Here is a 21,853-nt window from a genome sequence, read left to right as displayed (position 1 = left end):
TTTATCACCCATCTATTTAAACTAACAACGAGGAGGCTGACCCGATGAAATCAAAACTATTTAAATTGCTTGCACCACTGACTGCCCTATTGCTTTTGTTGCTGGTGATTGCGAGTGCGCAAGCTGCAAAAAATAATGTTGTTCGTGGATTTATTATGCCGAACACGCTTGAAGTAACGATCAACGAAGATAATGAGCTTGTCTATACAGGAACCATGATTTTCGCTGCTACTGATGGGATCTACTTTCAACGCATCGACGCTGTTCTTGACCTCATAACCCCTAATGGCATCAACTACGATTTAACCAACGCATCAATAGCTGCTGCCACCGGTCTGGGGCTCGTTGGCGTTAATGGAACTAACATTATCCTACCTGAGTTCCGGCGAGGGGACAGCTCATTCTTGAGTTAAGATATTTTATCTCTTTTTTTCTTTTTATTTTTTTTAACTATCATTTTCTAACCTTCACTCTCACAGAGAAGAAAACTTTATAAACCACAACATTCAATACTTATCTAACCAGTTAATTCATAATCACATAAAAAATGAGGTGTTTGATGAGGCCGGAACATCACCATGCGTCTGATGAATTAATTCTTGTTGCAGTTATTGCGCTGGTTGCCATCGGCAGTCTCATCATGATTGCGCCGTCAAGTACTGACCCACTCACTGATACTGTCACGGGCAAAGCCGTTATTGCTGATCGTGAATCAACGCTTCCGGCTCAATACGATTATAAGGGTGCCTTGGAACGCGGCAAGCTTATTCCAACCTCGAAAAAGGGATGTCCGGTATGCACGTCAGGAACGCTCCGGCCAAGCATGTCACAGGTCTATTCGCTGTGCACCGGCGATTACGCTGTTCGGCTGAATCTGGTTAGCAGCCTCAAAAATCGGGTTATTTTCGACGTCAACGGCGAGCTGTTTGACGCCATGGCCGATGACAAGCTCACGCTGCGCGATGGCATGAACTTCAATGTCAACAGCATCAACAGCAAAAACGGCCAGCAGATGATGTCATTTGAGCTCGGCGCGTTGACCTACACCGGCACATTGAATTCTGGTGATTCAACACATTTCACGCTCTGTGATAGGGCATACACGGTTTTTGTCAACAGTGTTTCAGCTGACCCAAAAACGGTTTCCCTGATGATCAACGGTGAGAACTTTGTGCTTGGCTCGGGCGAGGCACGGCCGCTCAAAGGCGGCAAGACGCTTACGGTCTGGAGCATTGATGCAAAACAAGACCGCTGGGGCAAAGTCAGTTTTGAGATAAGTTGAGTATGTTGTCGATTATTTTGTTTTGAATGTTGCTTCTTAAGAAATCACACGTGAAACCTTTTTGAATTCTTCATCAAATGTTGCGATGGTATCAGTATTAGTAACCGTGAGCGCGACAAGATTTGTGCAGTCAACCAGATTGAGCCCTAAATCAGTTTTGGTAAATATTTTCCATGCTTCCTGAAGCAGGTGCTCATCAATATTCAATAGAACCACGCTTTTTAGAAGACCTTCACCGATCGTTACTGCACGTTCTTTTCCAAATTTTCGGAGCGTAACACCAACCACCTCGTTGAAGATATAATCAGTTATGAACCATGAGCCGTAGGTTCCTCCCTGTATCTTGTTCAACAGGCCACAAGCTTTGGTGTGGTGGACATCGTCTTTATTTTCATATGCTAAAAAGACGTTTGCATCAATGAGAATCACATTATTCACCATACATGATGGAATCTACTTCTTCGCTGACGTGTTCACTTCCTTTGCCGCCGTCAAACGGCGTAACCAGTTGAGTAAACAACGGTCTTTTTTTGGTAAGTTCAGCCCTAAATTTTTGCATGGCAAAGTTTATAGCAGTGCCCAGTGTCATGCCTTTTCGCACTGCGTCTGCCTTAAATTCACGAAAGATTTTTTCGTCCACATCCCGTATTGTGATTTGCATACTCATGTGCAAACATGTAGTACTTGTTGTATTTAAAGGTTGTGATTATCTTTGCTATCGTTCTTATCTGACCATATAAACTAAAGGGTTTATATATCCCAACAATATTCTTCCTTTATGCCTTTATCCCAACTCCATCTCGATGATGCGGCGCGGGCGCGTGCACTTGGAGACCGTGATGCCGTAGCCTATGTTCGTCTTTGTGACGCACAAGGAATCCGTCCTGAAGATGATTTTCTGTATGAACAAGGCCTTGCTGAACGCGTTGCCAAAGCGCATTTCACCACCCTTGCTCCATCGGTACCTCCCCAATTCGGCATACGAAGAAGCGACATCGAACGATTTGGTTATCCAGTTTTAGAATCTCTCTTTCACGGCATGCACGCCATCGCGCTTGCGCCTGAAGTTATGGAACGCATGAACCCTGATGAAATTCTGGCAAAATACTATGGCGCAGCTGACTTCAGGCACCGCAATCAGCCCGTTACAACGAATAGTTTTTCAACACTGATGAAATTGCTTGATGGGCTTGCGTATCGTTCTCCTGGTTTTCGCTCAGGTGTTCGCGGCGTCCAGCGCCGTTTTTCAGCAAAGCCGGGAGAACAGCAAAAACGCCTTGCAGATATTGAACAGCGGGTGAAACAAGAAGTTGTTGCCTCCTTTTTCTCTCCAGTTCCAAAGTATTATAATCCAAATTGCGATGGCAGAGACCGTGAAGTGTATATCGACTCTCTTTTCCGGCGGCTCAAAGAAACTCACGAAACATATACCACGCTCACGCCCGCATCTTCTTTTTGAAATCCTCGACCATGGTAATTGGTGTCGGGTCGACGTTGTACTCCATTGCCAGATAATATCCGACAAAACTGCCGAGCATTATCGTCGAGAAAATCCGGGCGAGCCGATTCTGGCCCGTAACTTTCAATAACAACACCGGAATGCCGCGCTCCTGCATAAACTCCTTGGTTATCTGCATGCGCTTCTTGACACGCTCATGGTCTTCCGCATCCTCAATAATAATCATATAATAATCGCCGAGCGTGTTCGTGAAGCCGACCATCTCGTTGTGGTTCAGCTCGGGAAACACGTTTGCAAATGCCTGCACTTTTGCATTCTCATTAATCTTTGCCTTCCAGATTTTTGCGTAGCACGCCATTTTTTCTGACGAGTAAATGATGGGAATTTTATTTGCTATGCGCTCGGCAATTTGCACCGCTTTTTCACGCACGTCCTGTTTCATGATGCGTACGAGGCTGTTCAGCTCATTTGCCGGTGGAAGCATGCCAGAGCCGATAAGCACGTTCAGTACGGGAATGCTTTGGAAGCCCAGCGAGTCTCGTGGCATCATGCCGCGAGGCACATCAATGACTGGCACACTATCACGTGTTGCCAGCTCGCGGAGCTTGCCATCGCTTACAATGCACACCACCGTGCACTGGCGTTTTCTTGCTTCGGCATAGCACGACAGAACTTCTTCAGTGTTGCCTGAATAGGACACCATAAACATCAGTGTATTCTTGTTGGCCCATACTGGAATCGTGTAATCACGCACAATAAAAAAAGGAAGCTTGTCGTTAAGGTAGGATTTCAGAATTTCAGCGCCCAGCGCACTGCCACCCATGCCGCATACCACAATTGCGTTGATAGGCGGCTTTATCTTTATGTGGGTTCCGAGAGCCAAGGCATCTTCGCACTGCTGCGAAAACGCGTTGAGAACACCGAGCATATTAGATACATCTACTTTCGCCATGCCACCACCGGTGTGGAGAAAGCGCAAACGGCTTATAAATATTGTCTGGAAAGGGGGTATAGGTTGAAATAGTTATTTTTCAATAGGTATGTTACTGTTTTTTCTTCAAAAACAGCAGAATCTTTTTCGCCACCACTACAGCAGGCATGGCTGTGGTGTCAACAAGAAGATCATACTGGCGCTTGTCCATATAATCAATTCCATAATATTTTTTATACCGTTCGCGCTCAAGTTGCGTTCGCTTTGCGAGTTCGCGGGTTGCTTGAGCAAGTGTGGTTATTTTTTCAACCCCCCCGCGATGCTGTTTGACAATCCGCTGTGCAGCAATCTTCGGCTCAACATCAAGAAATATTTTTATTGAGCGAGGAATAAAATGAAAGCCAAGCCGCGCATCAATGATAAAATTCTTTTTTGTTCTGCCCAGCTTTTTCTGGTACGCATCAAGCTGGCGGTCAATCTTTCCCTTGTCACTCTTTGCTTCTTCACTCAACTCAATCAACGACACGCCGCGCTTCTTTGCCAGCGCGCGCATGAAATCGCCGGTAGAATAATGCGTCAGCTTCAACTTTTTTGCGAGCGTCTTTGCCACGACGCTCTTGCCGCTGCCCGGCCTGCCGGAGATAGTGATAATCATCTATCTGTTCTGGAGAATTGATTTTATTAATGTTGCTTTTTTATTTAGGGTGAGGCGTCTTCACATCAGATTATTTCTTCTTGGACGCAAAGATATCAGCGTACGCTTCAGAAAGTTTCTTGTTTGCATTTTTTGGATCTTGATAATATCGTGAAAGCTTGTGTCCAATAGCATTGCCTCGAAGTTGTTGCTCAGGTGCCCATTCCTTCTTTGCTTTATCCCAGCTGTTTTTCAAAGCATTCAAATTGTTTTCCAAGGCATTTAAGTTCTGTTTCAAACCGTTCACCGATTTTTCGTTGGTGTATCCTCTGGTGAATTCGTTTTTTTTGTAGTCATCGAGAACCTGGCCAATAACTTGGTAAAAGTCTCCTGCATCCGTGTTCACCATCTGCATAATTTCTTGTGATCGCATAACCTCTTGTGGTTGGAGTGTTGGTAGTATACCTGCTCCCGGAAGTCCTAGTTTTACTCCGACACCTACTGCACCAGGAGACCTGCCTATATCTGAGCGAAGTCCTGCGTAGCTATGGCCGAGGTCTACATTCTCTTTATCATCGTCAATGATAATTCTTCCATACAGTTCACCTACCTCATTATCCTTAACATCTTTCCATTTGTTAGTCTCAGGAACATGAATAAACAGCGGAGTATTGAAAACAGACTCCTTTAAGAACGGAATATTCTCTAATTCTGGATGCGTCTTTAGTGTTTTCCCTAGTGTTCTCTCGAGATCCTTTTTTTTAGGAGAGTCATATGCCCGTGCGTGCAAGTATGCAGTGAGTGTTTTCCAACTCATGTCTTTATTTTCGTCTTCAAGTTTGCGCAGGTAAACTAAGAACTCTTCTTTAGTGAGCGGTTTCCCGAAGTCTTCGCCTGGTGTGTAATCTCTGCCTGGGTCTTTTTTGAGCTTTTTCTCGACGGCGGACCATTCCGCTGGTTTCTCTGCCGGTTGTTTCGTCGGCAATGGCTTATCAGTCGCAAGAATCTCAAGGTCAAAGTCACCGGTACGCGTCAGCGTGCCGCCGGTGCCGCGCACTGCAAGAGGATAATCGCCGGGAATGCTTGAGTCGGTCGTCGTAATCGTAAGAGTTGTTCTAAACGGCGGCGTGCCTTCAGTGGTTTGGCTGCCGGCAAAGTTCCAGTACGCGCGCTTGCTTTTTACCAGGTCAAAGACGCCCGTGCCTCCTAATGCAAGCAGTACTGATTTTGGTTTTCCCTTTCCCTTCGGCAAGACCTGAACCGCGTATTTTGCTGCTGCCCCTGCCTGTGTTTTCTGCGGCGATGGGCTTACCATCACTATAAAATCAAACGGCTCTTCAGCTTCTGGTGTAGTTGGTCCGGCATTTACGCTTGTTGTTCTGCCTGTTCTGCGGGCTTCGTCGCGTGCCTGTTGGTGAGATTCACGAGCGGCACGAACATCCGCTCTTTTTTGTTGTTTGACGACTGCTTTTTTTGCGCATCTGTTAAGTGCTTTCATTGCGCTGCTATCACTGGATACGCACATCGCGAAGCATGCTTTTATTCTGTTAGTCTTAACGCCTCGGCAGCTGTTAGCACAAGAGAGGAGACGGCTGTTTTGGCACGGGTTGCCTGATTCTGATTTTTCAGAAGGCGGAGAATAACTTGGTGAAGAGATTGGTGAGGATGATCCACTGCTGCTTTCTCCAGTTTGACTTGTTTCAAATGGAGGACAACCCGGAGCGCATCTCTGGTACGATTCATCACAGCGAGGCCCATTTGGCATCGGGTTGCGCCATGCACATACTGCTTGGCCGACATCAGGAATAGGGGCGAGGTACGCCTGAACAGTGATGTTTGCTAGTAAAAAAAGTGCACAGGTCACGAGAACTAGTGTGATACCAAAAAATAAGTTGTTCTTAGCCATAGTGACCTCTTTTTACGCATTTAACCATTTTAACTATTATAAATCTTTTGTTTATGTTTCCATTTTCTCCTTGTTTGTCTTTTTCCTTCCCACCTTTTAAACCATTTTTAAACCCCCTCCGTAACCTTTAAATAGCTCCCGCTTTGTTGGTCTCATACGAACACAAAAAGCGGGGTGCGTCCATGAACCAACAAATCCAACCTATCTTTATCCTTCCGGAAGGAACACAGCGAACCACCGGCAGGAATGCCCAGAAAAATAACATCGCCGCTGCCAAGCTGGTGAGCGAGACCGTCAGAACCACACTCGGCCCGAAGGGCATGGACAAGATGATTGTGGACAGTCTCGGCGACATTACCATCACCAACGACGGCGTCACAATTCTGAATGAAATGCAGGTTGAGCATCCAGCTGCAAAAATGCTGGTTGAAATTGCGAAAACGCAGGAAAAAGAAGTGGGCGACGGCACCACCACTGCGGTTGTTCTTGCTGGTGAACTGCTGAAACAGGCAGAAGACCTTCTCGATCAAAATATCCATCCATCAGTTCTGTCGCGAGGATACCGCATTGCTGCTGAAAAAGCGCTCGCCATTCTCAATCAGCTCGCTGAAGACGTCACTGAAAATGACATTGTCACCCTGAAAAAAATTGCAATGACTGCCATGACTGGCAAAGGCGCAGAAGCATCGAAAGAAAAATTGTCTGACCTCACGGTGCAAGCCGTTATGCAGGTCATGGAGAAAAAAGACGGCATCACTGAAGTAAGCGCTGAAAATATTAAAATCGAAAAGAAAGTGGGCGGCAGTGTTGAAGACACGGAACTTGTCCGCGGCATTGTGCTCGAAAAAGAGCGCGTGCATCCGCAGATGCCCCGACAGGTGAAGCAGGCAAAGATTGCGCTGATTGACTCTGCCATTGAAATCAAAACAACAGAAATTGACGCAAAAATTGAAATTACCGACCCAAACCAGCTGCAGGGATTCCTTGACCAGGAAGAAAAAATGCTGACGAACATGGTCAACAAAATTGCAGCGTCCGGCGCAACGGTTGTGTTCTGCCAGAAAGGCATTGACGACCTTGCGCAGCACTTCCTTGCAAAGAAAGGAATCTTCGCCGCACGGCGCGTCAAGAAATCAGACATTGAAGCGATTGCACGCGCCACCGGCGCGTCCATCGTAACGAGTCTTGATGACCTTTCACCCGGTGATTTGGGCAGTGCTGGACTGGTCGAAGAAGTCAAGATTGGCGATGAAGAATTAACCTACATCAAGGAATGCAGCAACCCGAAATCCGTCACTATGCTCGTCAAGGGAGGCAGTGACCATATTGTTGACGAGGTCAAGCGCGCACTGGACGATGCCGTTGGCGGCGTTATCAGCGCGCTTAAAAACAAAAAAATTGTCGCCGGCGCCGGCGCCGCAGAAATCGAAGTTTCACGAGGACTGCGCCAGTTTGCTGACTCGCTTTCTGGGCGTGAACAGCTTGCGGTGCTTGCATTTGCCAAAGCCATGGAAATCATCCCACGCACGCTCGCAGAAAATGCAGGCCTTGACCCGATTGACGTGCTCACTGAATTAAAATCAGCGCATGACAAGGGCAAGAAATGGGCAGGCGTAAACGTTGACACAGGCAAAGTCTTTGATGCGTGGGCCGATGGCGTGCTCGAACCCTTGAAAATCAAGACGCAGGCATTGAGTTCCGCATCAGAAGTCGCCATCCTTATTTTGCGCATTGACGATGTTATCGCTGGCTCGAAATCCGGCGGCGGCAGAATGCCACAGGGTGGCATGCCAGGAATGGATATGTGATTATTTCTTTTTATTTTTCTTCAATCATCTTTTTCTTGTTTTTTTCCTGCAACTGCACATAATTCTTTTTAGAAACTAAGGGCTTGCCAATTTTTTGTTCGAGCTCCAATCGCGTATTTTTGGCGATATCTCCTCCTTCTCTAGCTGTGGTTGTACATTCTTCCAGCCCTTGTGCGTCTCGTGACGTAGTTATGTCAGTTGTTGCTTTCTCTCCAACCATCGTGAGAATCAATTCCCAATCAGTCATGTGGTCGCGTAGGTTCTGATTTTTCTTGTCGAGGTTTTTGAATTCCTTGTATTCCTGCACTGTTTTCCCAAAGGTTGCCTGCGTTATTTCGTTGGTGAGGATGGCAAATTCTCTTTCCTGCCCGACGCCCCGATTTTTCCATTCATCGGTGAGCTCTTGGCGAATAGCAATGCCCCGCAGTCGCTTCTCAATCCAATCTTTCGGATAACCCTTCAGTTCATAATATTTTTTAATGCGGTCTTGGCCCAGTTCAGGGTTTTCAATTTCCTGAATGCGCTCGTAGCCGACTTTGGCAAGCCAGCGTTTGAATGGCTCTGCTTTAGGGGAGGGGATGGATTGGATGATGCGGAACATAGTGTCAGTATTCGCACAGTCGGTTTCTCGTAGTTTACTATCTTCTGATGGTAATTTCAACTGTACGATTTTATCGTACGCTTCAAAACCTTCTCCTTGAAGCTTAGTTTTAAGATCAGACCAGTATCTTTTTGGTACCGAGCTATCAGTTAAAATTTTTACAATATCTATAATTGAGAAGTACCATTCGTTCTTGTGGAACAGTCTTCGAATATTATTCCCCTCAAACACGACCAAAGCAGTTTTTTGATCCATACTCTATTGGTGGAAGCGGTACTATATAAACCTCACGCGGGTGTTACATTGGTGCATTAAAGGTTGGTAATTCAACCCAAAAAATTAAACTGACATTCTAATCAACTCCAACCATTTATTTTCTGAATTAAGTTTTAAATCAGTAGCCAATTCATAAGGGCATTTATTGATGGTTTGATGCTTTGTAATGAAGTTATAGTATATCTCCCAACCTTTCAATATTGCATTTGCAGAACTAACAGAGCCGTGAAATCCTCTAAAAGTTTTAGTTCTGGCTCTTAAATTGTTATGTAGTCTTTCTATAGGATAATTAAATCCTTCTCCATTTGAAGCATTAACTTTATTGTGGAAAACATTAAGACTATGAGTTTTATTTGAAAAGCCATAAACCTTTTTTATTGCGTTTGGATAAGCAAGAAGTCCATCTGTAGTTATTACTTTAACTTGAACATCTGTTTTTGTTTTAATATCCTTTATTACTTGTTTAAGTTCTTCCATTCCTCTTGATTTAACATATTTAGAAGCGACCATAAATTTTGTTTGAGGACAAATAGAATCAATAAACCAATTTTTATCTACCCCTAATTTTTGTTTATGTGATTTTCTTCTGTGATATTCAACCTCATCAATCTGAACTTCTGCACCAACATTCAATTTTAATTTATTTGTAAACTTAGAAATCATTAAAGAGTATTTTGTAATCCATCTTAAAATTGAGGTATGGTCTGCATTATGAGGATAAAACGCTTTAAAGTGTTCTTGGACTTTCCTTGTGCTTACTCCTCTATAGAACAAGTCAATAGCACAGGTTACCTTTTGGGGTGCATTTCTCATTCTAAAAAATCCGTCATCTATTGTAAAATATTTATTGCAATCCTTACATTTGTATCTCTGAATGTTGCCTCTATTCTCTGTCTTTCTTTTGCACCATTTAATTACATTCTCACTTTTGCATTGAGGACAAATTATCTTTTTATCGTCGGTATCTCTTGTTTGTTGTATTGTATCTACCATAGTAATATACTATAGGTATATATCTATTTAAACCTTTCGGTTATGCTCTATGATTATAGTAAAGTATTTAAAGTAAGACATTCATTAGATATATATGGGTAAGAAAGAAATCACGGTTTATGAGTGTAAATGCGAAAGATGTAAGCACGAATGGATAACGAGAAGTGAAGATGCTCCTGTTGTTTGCCCCTCTTGTAAATCTCCATATTGGGATAAACCAAAAATTATTATAAAAGAGGATAACAAATGAAAACACGACATCAAATAATTTTCGGTGATGCAAGAGATATGGGCAAAATTTCTAATCAAAGCGTGGATTTAATGATAACTTCTCCACCCTATCCTATGATTCAAATGTGGGATGAAATATTTGGAAAACAAAACCCTGAAATAACAACTGCTCTTAATAATGGAAATGGAGAACTTGCTTTTGAATTGATGAATAAAGAATTGGATAAGGTTTGGAAAGAAGTTTATAGAACTCTAAAAGTCGGCGGAATTGCTTGTATAAATATTGGAGATGCAACAAGAAGTATTTCTGAAAAATTTCAGATTTATATGAGCCATGCAAGAATATTGAACTATTGTTTGTCTTTAGGTTTTCATGCTTTACCAGAAATATTATGGGTTAAGGAAACAAATAAACCTGATAAGTTTATGGGTTCTGGAATGTTACCTGTTGGGGCATATGTAACTTTAGAACATGAGCATATCTTAGTTTTAAGAAAACAAGATAAAAGGGAATTTAAGAGACCAGAACATAAAGAAAATAGACAGAGAAGTGCGTTCTTTTGGGAAGAAAGAAATATTTGGTTTTCTGATAAATGGAAAGATATTAAAGGAACTCATCAAAAATTAGAAAATTCGGCAACAAGAGAAAGAAGTGGAGCTTACCCTTTTGAATTAGCTTACCGATTAATAAATATGTTTTCTGTTCAAGGAGATATTGTTTTAGACCCCTTTTTAGGAACAGGAACAACTACTATTGGAGCTGTTGCTTCTGCAAGAAATAGTATTGGTGTAGAAATAGATAACACCTTTAATGAAATGATAGAAGATAAAATAAATAGCGCAATTCAATTAAATAGCTTTATAGAAGAAAGAATAAATAACCATAAAGAATTTATAGAAAAAAGAGTCAAAGAAAAAGGTGAAACAAAATATATTAACAAATTCTATAATTTCCCAATTGTAACAAGGCAAGAAATAAACTTGCAAGTCCCTAAAATAAAGAGTGTAAATAAGAAAGACGAAAATTTATTTGAAGCAGAACATTTATTCTAATTGTGAAATATCAACATTAATTCCATCTTTCTTTTTATCATAGAAAATAAACTTAACATCTATTTTCTCATTTAACATATTCTTAGTTTTGTAAGTTATTGGTTTTATAGAAACTGGCTCTTTTCCGATATAACCATCAATACCTTTGCTTTCTTCTTGCGGATTAGATAAGCGATAAGTAGTATTTTTCATTTTAGCAACCCTCTTTAAAATAGCTTCTTGGAATTTCAGACCAATAAAGGTTTTATCAATTACTAAATCTCTAATCCATAACCTAACCATTGCTTTATCAATTTGATTAATAGTCTTCTTAAATTCTTCAACCATAGCAAAAACCTTTTCAGTTGCGTTGTCTATTGCCTTTGGTTGTTGTTGCAAATACCACTCTTTCCATTTAGAATACTCTTTATGAGGACATTTCTGTATAAGTTCAGATAACTGCCCTACAACTTTTGGGCGAGTTCCTTGTGAGTTTTGATTAGCAAGATTAATTATTTGAGTAGTATACTTTGGAAATATCTTAGCTTCTCCCGAGATTTCAACGATAAGTTCATTATTCTTAATCTTGAACATAATACCCTCTTTTTTATTCATATAAGAGTTAATGAGTCCCTATTTAAAACTCTTTCCACCAACCGCTAACTCACCAATGTACGCGGGTGTTTGTCCAGTGTCCAGTGAAGGCGGGGCACTGCCGGAAATTTTCCGGAGAAAAACAACAGTCCAATGTGATTGCAAGTCGGAAAGTTTCCGGCATAGAGCGAACAACACCTAAGAAAAGGGTGTCCAGTGGTACAGGTTTGTTTTTGGTCAAGTTGCAGCGGCATGAGTTTTTTTCATAAACTTTATAAACCTACTAAGCTAAAAAGAATCAGAAAAAGAGGTGCGCCATGCCAGTCAAGGTGCCGGAAAAATCCGCCAATGAGCAGGAAGAAGATTATGACATTGTTCCGCACAAGCGCTTGATTGAGCTTGAGCAAAAAGTTGACCAGATAAAACAAAATCCATTTGCTTCTGTTCCTTCTGGAAAAGAGCTTGTTGAAAGCATGCGCGCGCTCAACAGAAATCTCACTGACCTGACCGGACTTTTCAAAACTGCAGCGGATGACATTCAAACCGAGCAACACGATGTTACTGTTGTACAACAACAGATGGGGCCGGTTGCTGAAAAGCTGGATATGCTCCTCGAACAAAACAAAAAAATCGCGCGCGGCATCATTGCCATCGCTGATATGCTCAAGGACCAGGGCGCAAAGCTGGAAAAGCTCAGCATGGGCAATCGTTCTTTTCCCCTGCCTCCCGGGCCGATGCCGCCGTCTGACCGCATGCGCCCGCTGATGCCTGCAGATGTTCCTCCAGCTGATTTCCCTCCACCTCCCGGCATGGGAATGGGCATGGAGTCTGGATTCATGTCACCGCCAAAAGTCGCGATGGGCCGGCCGATGCCGCCGGGCAGCGGGACGATGTTTGGCTTCAGTCCGCTGGAAAGGAAAAAATAAGCATCAGTCGTACCATGGAACACTCTCTACAGTTCCGAGAACACCGTGTCTCTCCGTTTATGGTACGGCGTTTTCTGAAAGCATTTATCCGTGCGGCGAAGAACCGCAACAATCCACGTCAGCAGGGCACCGGCAAGCACCTAAAAGAAATTCCACACCAGATTTACTCATTTCAAAAAGACGTGCTTATGCACCAGCCCAGCCCACAGCTTCTTCGCGGCGAGCTGAACGAATTGCAAAGAAAAATCAACCTCGCGCTGAATCAGGAAAAATACATCAGCACGATTCAAGAGCAGGAAAACAAAATTCTTCGCACCATGGAGATGCCATTCCAGACAATGCAGGTTCCCGCGTCAGTCGAGAAAAAACGTGACGTTGCCACACTCCAACACGAATTTCCAACACCTACAGTACCGGTCATGCTCCCGCTTCCTTCTCCTGCGCAGTTGCCGGCAATTATCGAGCCGACACTGCAGCAGCGCATCATTGCGCAGGTTGAACAGCAGCTTGGTGCGGTTGAAGTGTATGCGCGCCAGCTCTCGAAAAAAAAATCAACCGACCAAACGCAGCTGCGTAGTGCGGAGAAACTCATTCGCCAGTATCAGAAAAAATTAAAAGAAGTAAAAAAGAAATATGCTGCTTCATAATTCTAATTCTCATAAATCTTTTGCCATCACCGTATTGCGCTTGTTCTCCTGCGCCCGCGCAACTGCCTGCCTGACAAAGTGATTCAGCACATTGTTCATCCCTTCTGCCAAATCGCCGGCAACATTGCAGTCCTTGCAGACTTCCTTAATCTTTGAGCGCACGGCGAGCATATCTTTTGCGTTGCCGCAGCAGTAATAATACGGAAGATCCTTGGGCATGACCGTACTGCGCTTGTTGTCCTTACTTCGCGCAACGGCATCCTTGAGAAGCTCGCGCGCTTTTTTGTCGAGCGCTTCAGCGAAATCTCCGGCGACGTTGACCTTTCCGACAACATCTTTGATGGTTGCTTTTACCACAATAAGGTCACTCATAGTACACCCCTCACTTTTCTGACTTTTTTTGTCGTGTGCGTTCACACGTAAACCGGTTTGTGCCATCATGGTTTATAAATATTGTTGTTGACGGGAATAAAACAAAAACTATTTATAGCATCGCGCCGTGCAATCGCGCATGGCATCTGATGTTCAGAAACTCGTCGTGTTTGTCGCGGCAAGCGTCCTGTTTCTCGGCATTTTTTATCTCTTTACTTCCAACACGCCGATCACCGGCGCGAGCGTTACTGCTGTTTCAACGCCCTCATCTCTTTCGTCATCACCATTCATCATCTTTGTTGTGCTGGGCATTGTGATTTACACCCTTTTGACCATCATGAAAAAACATGAATAACTCTGAATAACCATGGCGCAGCAACCTGAACTCATCACTGCTGGCGGACAAGCAGTCATTGAGGGCGTACTTATTCGCTCGAGCAACAAAATGGCCATTGCGGTTCGCGCGCCAAATAAAAAAATTATTCTCAAAATCGAACGCGTTGTGCCGTACACCAAGCGCCACCGCCTGCTTGGGCTTCCGGTGGTTCGCGGCGTCGCAACCATGGCTGAAATGCTCATTACAGGCGTTCGCGCCCTGCACCATTCTGCCAACATTGCCTTGGGCGAAGAAGAAGAGCTGACCGTGTGGAACATGGCGTTGAGTTTGGTATTCTCATTTGGTTTGGTCATTCTGCTGTTTAAAGTTGTTCCTCTGCTTATTGCCCAGCTCATGACTACTCTTTTTGTTGCGGTCAAAAATAATTATCTTCTTTTCAACCTTATCGACGGCGGCATGCGCATTATCATTTTTATGGTCTATCTCTACAGTATCTCGTTTATGGCGGATGTCAAGCGGCTCTTCATGTACCACGGAGCTGAACATAAAGCCGTGCACTGCTACGAACATTTTAAGGGAAATCTGAAAAAACTCACTGTGGCAAATGTGCAAAAACATCCTCCCGAGCATCCGCGCTGCGGCACGAGTTTTATCATCATCGTGCTTATCATCAGTGTGCTGATGTATTCCTTCATCCCAAAAACAGTTTCATTTGCTGCCAAACTTGGTCTGCGGCTGCTCCTGCTGCCACTGGTCGCCGGGCTGTCCTATGAAATCTTAAAATTCAGCGCCAAGCACCTTGACCATCCGCTCATGCGCATCGTCACGTGGCCCGGTCTGCTGATGCAGAAAATAACGACAAAAGAACCCACTAACGACATGGTTGAAGTGGCAATTAAAGCGCTGAAGGCGGCGGTGTAATCGTTTTTCTAATTTCTATCTATCGATGCCCATAACAGAAAACCGCAGTATCTTTTTCTCGTTTCTCAAGCCGGCAAAATCCGACGCGCTCCAGCTGGACAATGGCGCCGGCTTCCAGTTCATTGATTTTTTGTTCGCCGACACCAATAATGGTCGTGCCATCAGGCATAAGCACCTGTACCGTGACGAGCTCTTTTTCCGCGGGTAGCCAATGAATAATGAGTTTTCCGCTCTGTTTGTATTTTTCATAATCAAGTCCGTCAAAAACAAACGTTGTTTTGTCGCTTTCTTTTTTCACCGCACAGTTGAGGCAGTCCATCAGCCGTATGAGTGTGCCGTCGGGCAGGTGGCTGATTTTTTCGTAATCATCAGGCGGCACAAAAAATCGGTCATGTACCTGGAACATTCTGCCGCCCTCCTTGTGTTGGGGGTGAAGATCCAACTCTATCGTTTGTTTCGGCGCGTTCTCGACTTTTATTTCAACCGGGTCGCGAATAAAAAACAGCCGCCATGACGCTGCGTCAATAACATCCTTGTTGAATGAATTGATTGACTTGAAAAATTCACCAGCGTCGACGGTTTTGTCAACAAGCGTTGCGCCGACGCTCAACGCATATTTTTTGAATGCCTCAGGCTGATATCCTCTTCGGCGCAGCGCGCGCAGGAAGGGAATGCGTACATCGTCCCAGCCGGCATAGTCACCTTTTTCAATGGCGAGCCGCGTTTCGCTCGTTGAGAGCCGCAGTCCCGCAAAATTAATTCTGCCGAGGTGGATGTATTCAGGAATGCTCCATTTAAAATAGTCAAACACATATTTCTGGCGCTGGGTGTTGTCATAGTGGTCCTTGCCGCGCAGCACGTGCGTCATGCCCATCTCATGGTCGTCGATGGCAACAGCGAAGTTCATCAGCGGCCAGACTCGGTATTTTTTCCCTTGCCGCGGATGTGGGTTGTCGTTGATTCGCAGGAGGGGAAAGTCACGCATGGCAGGATTCTTGTGGCGGATGTCAGTCTTGAGCCGTACGGCTGCGTCGCCTTCTTTGAATCCTTCGGGGTCGAACATTTTTTTCCAGCGGTGCTCGTTTTCTTTGGTCGAGAGGTTCCGGCACGGGCACGCTTCTGTTTGCAGTTTCAGTTCGGCAAAACTTTCAGTTGAGCAGGTGCAGACGTAGGCGTGGCCTTCTTCAATGAGCCGCAGCGCGTAGAGGTAGTACGTTTCCATGCGCTCGGATTGCACGTGGATTTCATGCGTCACGTCTGGGCAGAGCCATTTGAAATCCTCTGGAATCATGTCGTATGCCTGCGAGTCAATATTTTCAGGGTTGGTGTCAGCGAGCCGGAGAATAAGTTTGCCGCTGTATTCCTTGCAGTAAGCATAATTAAGCATGAGCGCGTAGGCGTGGCCGACGTGCAGTGGTCCAGATGGCGATGGCTCAAATCGCATAATAACTTTTCCCTGCACTGCGTTGTGCAGCGGCCGGAGTTCTTTTTTTTCAATCTTTTTTTCAAGCAGTTCCGGCGCGTGGTGTTCGAGTTCTTTTGTTTGCTGTTCAACCGAGAGCCCGTTGATTTCGTTGACGATGAGCTTGACCCGCTCGATGAGAATCGGCATATCCTTCTTGTCCTTTGCCATTTCAGAAAATTCTCCGAGCACCTTGCTGATGACATTGCCCGGGTTTGCTTTGCCGTTGTACCGGATGGCGTTTTGGAGGGCAAAATTTCTGATGGTGCGCTCGATGAGGGTGTTCACAGTGTCTGGCTTTTTTGCGGCTATTTAAAGTTAATCAAAACTTTTATAAACGCTGCATGCTCATGTTGTTTCATGGGTCAAAAACAAGCAGCCATCATTCCCAAGGCGCCGGTCGGGCGCATGATTCTTAAGGCAGGCGCAAGCCGGGTGAGCCAGGATGCGATTGATGCCTGCACTGAAATTCTTGAGAGTTATGCTGAAGATGTTGGGAAGCAGGCCATTGTCAATGCGAAACACGCCGGCAGAAAGACTGTTATTGATGCTGATATTAAACTGGCGGCAAGTTCGATGAAGAAGTAAAAAGAAAAAATAAAGAAATTATCGAGTGTGTGCTTCGATGCCAGCAACAGGGATCCGCTGCTCTTCTACAAACGCGGTGAGGCCGGCTGCAGTAACTATATTCCCTCCTTGTAAGGCGATGTATTCAGCAACAATTCTCTGATTCTTTGGGTTCAAGTCTTCAAACGCGGGTGTGATGTCATAACTTCCCGTTGGGATTCCTGCCCTTTGGCACACATCCATATTTATCCACGCACCATACTCTCTATTTTTGGGTACGGATGTTTGTGGTTCATACGGGGGCATATCTAACCTCCTTGGTTGGAAATTTTAGAAGAATAAAAGAACCATATTAACCTGACGTTATTATACTAACAGAATCGTTATTGTCCCTGGCCATGATACGTTATACTCCGCACCACGCCACCGCGGGTTTCGACGTCAACTGGCGGGCCACGGTAGCCTGTTTTTGGGCTGTACAATCCAGCGCGCATGGCATACCAAGAGACATCATCTCTACACAGTCCAAGGTGCCGATCTACTTCTATCGTTCCTCCCGAACGACTCGCCTGCCGTATTGCAGTAGCTAATTCAGAACGTTCATGTACTTGTACTCTGCATCTTTCTTCAACGCTCAGCACGCACACACCTCGCATCACCTGGGGCTGTCCTATCCCGCCCCCATCAAACGCAAAGTGTAGCACAAGCTATTCGTGTATATATAGAGTTGGTATATAATGTATATACTCACCATCTCCGTTTTCCATTCGGAAAGCATTGCTCAAAGAAATCACACTGGCCAGTGGACCACTTGCAGAGCGGGCTGGGCTTCATCGGATAATCATCAAGCTTTTTTGTTTGGGTGTTGAAATGGATTTGCTCAATCTCAAACTTTGCAAGCTGTATAAGCTCATCATCAACATGTACACAGACTTCCTTGCCATTTTTCAGGAACCACAGCCCCACCTTGTTCGGCTTTTTTCCGTAGGTTTCTTCGTACAACAGCGCGTAGATTGCAAGTTGGAGGCGGTAGTTGTCCGTGAGCTCGGATGATTTGCTGGTTTTGTAATCCATCAAGCGGACTTTTTTTTCACCCACAGGTGTCGTTGAATCAATATATTCTTCGATGTAATCAATAAAGCCCCGTACCATATGGAGTTCGCTGTTCAACCCTTGTTCCATAGCAACGGGCTTGATTGCCGCAAAGCTTTCCCGTACGCCTTTGGTCTGCATTTCTTCCCGGAGCCGAAGCAGGAATTGGTTGAGCCAGTTCGCCAGCATCATAATAGTCTCTTCATAATAAAACACAATCTGGTCCTCGGTCAGCCCGAGCTTGATAATGGAGGGGCGCTCCTTGGTCCAGAGCGCGTTGAACAAATTTTTTACATAATACGTAAAATGCTCAACATAATTCTCATCGCTTATCTCGTCGAGGGGAATAACAAAAAACCGCTCGAGCACTTCGTGGGTTATTTTTCCGCGCACAAGGTGGATATTTTCTTTCGTCGGCAGTTTCGCAATGTACTGGTAAAAATATTTTCGCGGGCACTGCTTGTACGTGAGAATTGATGATGGTGATTGGACTCTGCTGGCGATTTCCTTGAGCGATTTTTTTGGGATGTTTTGGATGATTTCAGGCTTGAGCGCGAATTCCTGATTAAGAACCGGTATTTCTACTGGTATCTCTACTACTCCTTTTTCATCCATCACCATTTTTCTTTCGTCACCCTAAAGCGTTTATAAATTTTATGTGACGGCGCGCGGAAGGTGTAAGCATAAATTAATAAAGGGGCACTTTTTTATTCTCCCCATCGGGCCAGTAGCTCAACGGTAGAGCGCCGCAGTGGCTCTGCGGAGGCTTCGGGTTCAAATCCCGACTGGTCCATAGCCACCAACATCTTTTTTGCTAACGCAAAAAAGCTGTTGTACACGACGAACGTTTCCGCCGGAGGCGGAAACAGCGCTTCGCGCAAACGGCACACATTTGACACACAACTTGTTCGGTGGGCTGAGCAACGCGAAGCCCACCCCGCAAGATACAAGCTTTTGCGCAGCAAAAGATTGTTTCCGACTGGTCCATTCCGGTTTACGGTCGAACGTGGTGGTCTATGACAAGTGGCATTTTTCTACATACGCTACTATCACGAACGGGAACGGCAAGAGAGTAAACTGTTGAAGCAAGATAACGATGCAGCGGCACTTTCATTCATTCCATCAGAGGCGAAAACGTGGCGCCACGTTTTCGCCGCGCGGGAAAAACAGAGCGTGTGAACCTCGTATGTATTCTTGCACGTTTTTGTATGTCTTGCAAAACCCGTTTCGTATTGGCTGTTTAAGTTTTTTTACAGCACATTCAAAAAACTCTCGTATTCGAATAACGCTCGATTTTCACAAACTATAAAAAGCATCTAATCAATTTAGTCTCAAAAAGAGGTGTCTGTTGATTCAGCAGGATGTTTCATTCCAATCTAAAGGGGGTAAAATCTTTCCCGGAACACTGCGCATTCCGCGAGAAGACGCCAAGTTTCCCGCCGTGCTGATTTGCCACGGCTTTCTCGAAAACAAAGATAATGGCTTGATTGCGGACATTGCCAACGGGCTGTCGTACTACGGCTTTGTGACGTTCCGCTTTGATTTTACCATTGAAAATGATGTGAGCAAAGAGGGTGAAGAAGAGATGACGCTCACCCAGCAAACCGAAGATATTCGTGACGCGGTTGAGTTTCTAAAAACCGTGCCGCAGGTTGATACGCGCCGAATGATTCTGCTCGGCCATGACCTCGGCGGTGTTGCCTGCCTGCTCGCTGACCATGAAGAAGTTGACGGCACCATCCTGCTCAATGTGCGTGTTGATACGAAAGCGTTTATCATGTCGTTCATCAACGAGTACGATCTCAAAGAGTGGCTCAAGACCAGTTGGATAACGATCAATGGCGTCAACCTGCACAAAGATTTCTACAAAGACTTGGTAAAATACGACGTCATTGACGAGATAAAAGACGACAAGGAACCGATTCTCATCATTCAAGGAACTAATGACAAACGCTGTCCTGTTGAGGATGCGCGCACACTGTTTCAAAATGCAAAAAATGCACACCTCGAATTAATTGAAGGCGCTGACCATTACTTTTCTGACCCGGAACAAAAAATGTATGTCATCCAATTAATGGCTGACTGGATTAATAAACTATTGGGGACCTAATTATCAACTACAATTCATATAAAAAAGGTGATACCTATGGAAGAGCGTACTTTTGCAAGAAATATCTTTTTGATTATTGCAGTTGTTGCCGTTGTTGGCTTGTTAAGTACTGGTTCGTTGGATATAACTGGATTCGCTTCCAAGAAAAGCAAAAAAAGCCATTACCAAGCGCCGGCACCGCGCGAAACAGCTGAATCCTGCGCAATGCGTGTCTTTGAACTTGACAGCGAATGTGAACGTGAATGGAGAGGCCTCTGCGAACGAGATCCTCGTACCGACCTGTACCATCGTGACCTTGACCGTGATGGCTCGGTTGGCTGTTCAGATCCGAGTTGCAACAGCTTCCATGCTGACATGCCGCTCTGCTGATACCTTTTTCTTCTCTTTTCTTTTTGTTTTTCTCTTTTTTCCCGTTCTAAACCAACAACCTTAAATACCTCTTTTTTCTGCCAATAAGTCATGAAAGCAGTTATCCTCTGTGCAGGCAAGGCAACGCGGTGCTATCCGCTGACGCTCACGCGGCCCAAGCCGCTGTTGACGGTGGCAAACAAGCCGCTGCTCCAGCATGCGCTTGAACAGCTTGCACAATTAAAAGAAATCGACGAAGTCATTTTGGTGGTCGGCTATAAAAAAGAAATGATTGGGGATTGGGTTGAAAAAAACAAGCACCTCTTTCATTTTGCCATTTCATTTGTTGAGCAAAAAGAACAAAAGGGCACCGGCCATGCCCTAGCACAGGCCAAATCAAAAATTCATGAGCCCTTTTTGCTGCTGCATGGCGATGATTTGTATTTTGCCGATGATATGAAAAAACTGCTGAAACATGACTGTGCGTTTCTCGTCAAAAAAGTTGCCCAGCCCGACCAGTTCGGCATTGTGATTGCTGAAGATAAAAAAAATAAGCATGTGCTGAAAAAAATTATCGAAAAGCCCAAAGAATTTGTCGGCGATCTCGCAAACATCGGCTGCTACAAACTCAATCCCGAGATTTTTTCTCTCGACATCAAACCATCGCACCGCGGCGAAGTTGAAATTGTTGACTATCTTACTGCATGGGCGCAGGAGCACGATGTTGTCTGCGTTGAGGCAGTGCAGTGGGTGCCGATTCCGTTTGCGTGGAGCTTGTTGGACGCGAACAAATATCTTCTTGAAAACCTCAAACAAAAAAATGAAGGAACCATCGAGTCCAACGTCACGGTCAAGGGCATTGTTTCTCTTGGCAAAGGCACGGTCATTAAATCAAACTCCTACATCGAAGGCCCGGTGGTCATCGGAGAAAACTGCACCATCGGCCCAAACTGCTACCTGCGGCCGAACACCAGCATCGGCGACAACTGCAAAATCGGATTTGAAGTTGAAATCAAAAACAGCATTGTGATGAACAACACTCACGTGCCGCACCTCGCTTATATTGGCGACTCCATCCTCGGCGAGAACATTAATGTCGGCGCCGGCACCATTACGGCCAACCTGCGCCACGATAAAGGGCTCATTCGCACAAGCCTCAAAGGAGAACTCGTTGACACGGGCAAGGAAAAGCTCGGCACAATTATCGGCGACAACGTCAAGCTCGGCATCCGCACACTCATTTATCCTGGCAGAAAAATCTGCCCCCACCAGAGCACCATGCCGGGACAGGAAGTGACAAAGGATATTGAACAAAACTGAATGG

Annotated in this window: 29 protein-coding genes and 1 tRNA gene; 16 read left to right on the top strand and 14 right to left on the bottom strand. The window is 44.9% G+C overall.

All coding sequences use genetic code 11. The features are described from left to right. The first annotated feature begins 65 nt into the window (after positions 1-65). Together Q7R76_04015 and Q7R76_04010 are read left to right on the top strand one after the other, a co-directional pair. Positions 66-413, top strand: a complete 348-nt coding sequence (locus tag Q7R76_04015) for a hypothetical protein (protein MDO8642725.1) — start codon at positions 66-68, stop codon at positions 411-413. Positions 414-559: 146 nt separating this feature from the next. Beyond that, positions 560-1,282 carry a hypothetical protein gene (locus Q7R76_04010; protein ID MDO8642724.1) on the top strand — a complete coding sequence of 241 codons (723 nt, stop codon included), beginning with the start codon at positions 560-562 and terminating at the stop codon, positions 1,280-1,282. A gap of 36 nt (positions 1,283-1,318) precedes the next feature. Here Q7R76_04010 and Q7R76_04005 read toward each other — a convergent pair whose 3' ends face one another. Together Q7R76_04005 and Q7R76_04000 are read right to left on the bottom strand one after the other, a co-directional pair. Further along, positions 1,319-1,711 carry a PIN domain-containing protein gene (locus Q7R76_04005; GenBank protein MDO8642723.1) on the bottom strand — a complete coding sequence of 131 codons (393 nt, stop codon included), beginning with the start codon at positions 1,709-1,711 and terminating at the stop codon, positions 1,319-1,321. Between the two features lies 1 nt (position 1,712). Next, on the bottom strand, positions 1,713-1,949 hold the full coding sequence (locus Q7R76_04000; protein ID MDO8642722.1) for a hypothetical protein: 237 nt from the start codon (positions 1,947-1,949) through the stop codon (positions 1,713-1,715). 111 nt (positions 1,950-2,060) lie between these two features. Between Q7R76_04000 and Q7R76_03995 the strand changes: the two genes are divergently transcribed. After that, complete coding sequence (locus Q7R76_03995; GenBank protein ID MDO8642721.1) at positions 2,061-2,741, top strand: hypothetical protein; 681 nt, start codon at positions 2,061-2,063, stop codon at positions 2,739-2,741. Here the strand turns inward: Q7R76_03995 and Q7R76_03990 are convergent. The 4 genes from Q7R76_03990 to Q7R76_03975 all read right to left on the bottom strand — a co-directional run bounded on the left by Q7R76_03990 (position 2,719) and on the right by Q7R76_03975 (position 6,064). Then, positions 2,719-3,693, bottom strand: a complete 975-nt coding sequence (locus Q7R76_03990; GenBank protein ID MDO8642720.1) for a bifunctional phosphoglucose/phosphomannose isomerase — start codon at positions 3,691-3,693, stop codon at positions 2,719-2,721. The two genes, Q7R76_03995 and Q7R76_03990, sit on opposite strands and share 23 nt — an antisense overlap. A gap of 91 nt (positions 3,694-3,784) precedes the next feature. Beyond that, a complete protein-coding gene (locus Q7R76_03985) occupies positions 3,785-4,327 on the bottom strand; it encodes a nucleoside monophosphate kinase (protein ID MDO8642719.1) in 543 nt (180 codons plus the stop codon). Positions 4,328-4,397: 70 nt separating this feature from the next. Beyond that, on the bottom strand, positions 4,398-5,804 hold the full coding sequence (locus Q7R76_03980) for a hypothetical protein (GenBank protein ID MDO8642718.1): 1,407 nt from the start codon (positions 5,802-5,804) through the stop codon (positions 4,398-4,400). A gap of 41 nt (positions 5,805-5,845) precedes the next feature. Continuing rightward, positions 5,846-6,064 (bottom strand): hypothetical protein, encoded by a 219-nt coding sequence (locus tag Q7R76_03975; protein MDO8642717.1) that lies wholly within the window; start codon positions 6,062-6,064, stop codon positions 5,846-5,848. Between the two features lie 330 nt (positions 6,065-6,394). On the opposite strand from Q7R76_03975, the gene thsA reads away from it, so the two are divergent. Then, positions 6,395-8,020 carry a thermosome subunit alpha gene (thsA, locus tag Q7R76_03970; GenBank protein ID MDO8642716.1) on the top strand — a complete coding sequence of 542 codons (1,626 nt, stop codon included), beginning with the start codon at positions 6,395-6,397 and terminating at the stop codon, positions 8,018-8,020. Between the two features lie 10 nt (positions 8,021-8,030). Here thsA and Q7R76_03965 read toward each other — a convergent pair whose 3' ends face one another. Beyond that, a complete protein-coding gene (locus Q7R76_03965) occupies positions 8,031-8,876 on the bottom strand; it encodes a BRO family protein (GenBank protein MDO8642715.1) in 846 nt (281 codons plus the stop codon). Positions 8,877-8,960: 84 nt separating this feature from the next. Beyond that, the gene (locus tag Q7R76_03960) at positions 8,961-9,890 is read right to left on the bottom strand and encodes a DDE-type integrase/transposase/recombinase (protein MDO8642714.1); all 930 of its coding nucleotides are present in this window, start codon (positions 9,888-9,890) and stop codon (positions 8,961-8,963) included. A 94-nt stretch (positions 9,891-9,984) separates the two neighbouring features. Here Q7R76_03960 and Q7R76_03955 point away from each other — a divergent pair, with 94 nt between their 5' ends. Together Q7R76_03955 and Q7R76_03950 are read left to right on the top strand one after the other, a co-directional pair. Then, on the top strand, positions 9,985-10,140 hold the full coding sequence (locus Q7R76_03955) for a hypothetical protein (protein ID MDO8642713.1): 156 nt from the start codon (positions 9,985-9,987) through the stop codon (positions 10,138-10,140). Beyond that, complete coding sequence (locus Q7R76_03950; GenBank protein ID MDO8642712.1) at positions 10,137-11,174, top strand: site-specific DNA-methyltransferase; 1,038 nt, start codon at positions 10,137-10,139, stop codon at positions 11,172-11,174. Before Q7R76_03955 ends, Q7R76_03950 begins: the two co-directional genes overlap by 4 nt. On the opposite strand, the gene Q7R76_03945 is transcribed toward Q7R76_03950, so the two are convergent. Next, positions 11,166-11,768: an MjaI family restriction endonuclease gene (locus Q7R76_03945; GenBank protein ID MDO8642711.1), complete on the bottom strand. Its 603-nt coding sequence runs from the start codon at positions 11,766-11,768 to the stop codon at positions 11,166-11,168. The two genes, Q7R76_03950 and Q7R76_03945, sit on opposite strands and share 9 nt — an antisense overlap. A 296-nt stretch (positions 11,769-12,064) precedes the next feature. On the opposite strand from Q7R76_03945, the gene Q7R76_03940 reads away from it, so the two are divergent. Together Q7R76_03940 and Q7R76_03935 are read left to right on the top strand one after the other, a co-directional pair. Then, positions 12,065-12,673: a hypothetical protein gene (locus Q7R76_03940; GenBank protein ID MDO8642710.1), complete on the top strand. Its 609-nt coding sequence runs from the start codon at positions 12,065-12,067 to the stop codon at positions 12,671-12,673. Between the two features lie 14 nt (positions 12,674-12,687). Further along, positions 12,688-13,320 (top strand): hypothetical protein, encoded by a 633-nt coding sequence (locus tag Q7R76_03935; GenBank protein ID MDO8642709.1) that lies wholly within the window; start codon positions 12,688-12,690, stop codon positions 13,318-13,320. Between the two features lie 9 nt (positions 13,321-13,329). Here Q7R76_03935 and Q7R76_03930 read toward each other — a convergent pair whose 3' ends face one another. After that, the gene (locus Q7R76_03930) at positions 13,330-13,692 is read right to left on the bottom strand and encodes a hypothetical protein (protein ID MDO8642708.1); all 363 of its coding nucleotides are present in this window, start codon (positions 13,690-13,692) and stop codon (positions 13,330-13,332) included. Between the two features lie 139 nt (positions 13,693-13,831). Between Q7R76_03930 and Q7R76_03925 the strand changes: the two genes are divergently transcribed. Further along, positions 13,832-14,047, top strand: a complete 216-nt coding sequence (locus tag Q7R76_03925) for a hypothetical protein (protein MDO8642707.1) — start codon at positions 13,832-13,834, stop codon at positions 14,045-14,047. Between the two features lie 12 nt (positions 14,048-14,059). Beyond that, the gene (locus tag Q7R76_03920; protein ID MDO8642706.1) at positions 14,060-14,950 is read left to right on the top strand and encodes a DUF1385 domain-containing protein; all 891 of its coding nucleotides are present in this window, start codon (positions 14,060-14,062) and stop codon (positions 14,948-14,950) included. Positions 14,951-14,969: 19 nt separating this feature from the next. Here Q7R76_03920 and Q7R76_03915 read toward each other — a convergent pair whose 3' ends face one another. Then, complete coding sequence (locus Q7R76_03915) at positions 14,970-16,700, bottom strand: glutamate--tRNA ligase (GenBank protein MDO8642705.1); 1,731 nt, start codon at positions 16,698-16,700, stop codon at positions 14,970-14,972. 72 nt (positions 16,701-16,772) lie between these two features. Between Q7R76_03915 and Q7R76_03910 the strand changes: the two genes are divergently transcribed. After that, positions 16,773-17,000 carry a histone family protein gene (locus Q7R76_03910; protein ID MDO8642704.1) on the top strand — a complete coding sequence of 76 codons (228 nt, stop codon included), beginning with the start codon at positions 16,773-16,775 and terminating at the stop codon, positions 16,998-17,000. Between the two features lie 18 nt (positions 17,001-17,018). On the opposite strand, the gene Q7R76_03905 is transcribed toward Q7R76_03910, so the two are convergent. From Q7R76_03905 to Q7R76_03895, 3 genes are all read right to left on the bottom strand, one after another. Further along, positions 17,019-17,285 (bottom strand): hypothetical protein, encoded by a 267-nt coding sequence (locus Q7R76_03905; GenBank protein MDO8642703.1) that lies wholly within the window; start codon positions 17,283-17,285, stop codon positions 17,019-17,021. A gap of 77 nt (positions 17,286-17,362) precedes the next feature. After that, positions 17,363-17,620, bottom strand: coding sequence for a hypothetical protein (locus Q7R76_03900; protein ID MDO8642702.1), 258 nt, complete (start codon positions 17,618-17,620; stop codon positions 17,363-17,365). Positions 17,621-17,726: 106 nt separating this feature from the next. Beyond that, the gene (locus tag Q7R76_03895) at positions 17,727-18,692 is read right to left on the bottom strand and encodes a PD-(D/E)XK nuclease family protein (GenBank protein ID MDO8642701.1); all 966 of its coding nucleotides are present in this window, start codon (positions 18,690-18,692) and stop codon (positions 17,727-17,729) included. 100 nt (positions 18,693-18,792) lie between these two features. Here Q7R76_03895 and Q7R76_03890 point away from each other — a divergent pair. From Q7R76_03890 to Q7R76_03870, 5 genes are all read left to right on the top strand, one after another. After that, positions 18,793-18,864 (top strand) — tRNA-Ala (locus Q7R76_03890). 230 nt (positions 18,865-19,094) lie between these two features. After that, on the top strand, positions 19,095-19,250 hold the full coding sequence (locus tag Q7R76_03885; GenBank protein ID MDO8642700.1) for a hypothetical protein: 156 nt from the start codon (positions 19,095-19,097) through the stop codon (positions 19,248-19,250). A gap of 169 nt (positions 19,251-19,419) precedes the next feature. Beyond that, positions 19,420-20,181 (top strand): prolyl oligopeptidase family serine peptidase, encoded by a 762-nt coding sequence (locus tag Q7R76_03880; protein MDO8642699.1) that lies wholly within the window; start codon positions 19,420-19,422, stop codon positions 20,179-20,181. 36 nt (positions 20,182-20,217) lie between these two features. Then, complete coding sequence (locus tag Q7R76_03875; protein MDO8642698.1) at positions 20,218-20,550, top strand: hypothetical protein; 333 nt, start codon at positions 20,218-20,220, stop codon at positions 20,548-20,550. A 90-nt stretch (positions 20,551-20,640) separates the two neighbouring features. Next, positions 20,641-21,849, top strand: coding sequence for a sugar phosphate nucleotidyltransferase (locus tag Q7R76_03870; protein MDO8642697.1), 1,209 nt, complete (start codon positions 20,641-20,643; stop codon positions 21,847-21,849). The last annotated feature ends 4 nt before the right edge of the window (positions 21,850-21,853 follow it).

This window comes from Candidatus Woesearchaeota archaeon (genome assembly GCA_030651375.1).
Classification (GTDB): domain Archaea; phylum Nanobdellota; class Nanobdellia; order Woesearchaeales; family UBA12501; genus JAUSFM01.
The sequence above is the reverse complement of the archived record's forward strand: the minus strand, read 5'-3'. Positions and strand labels throughout refer to the sequence as shown.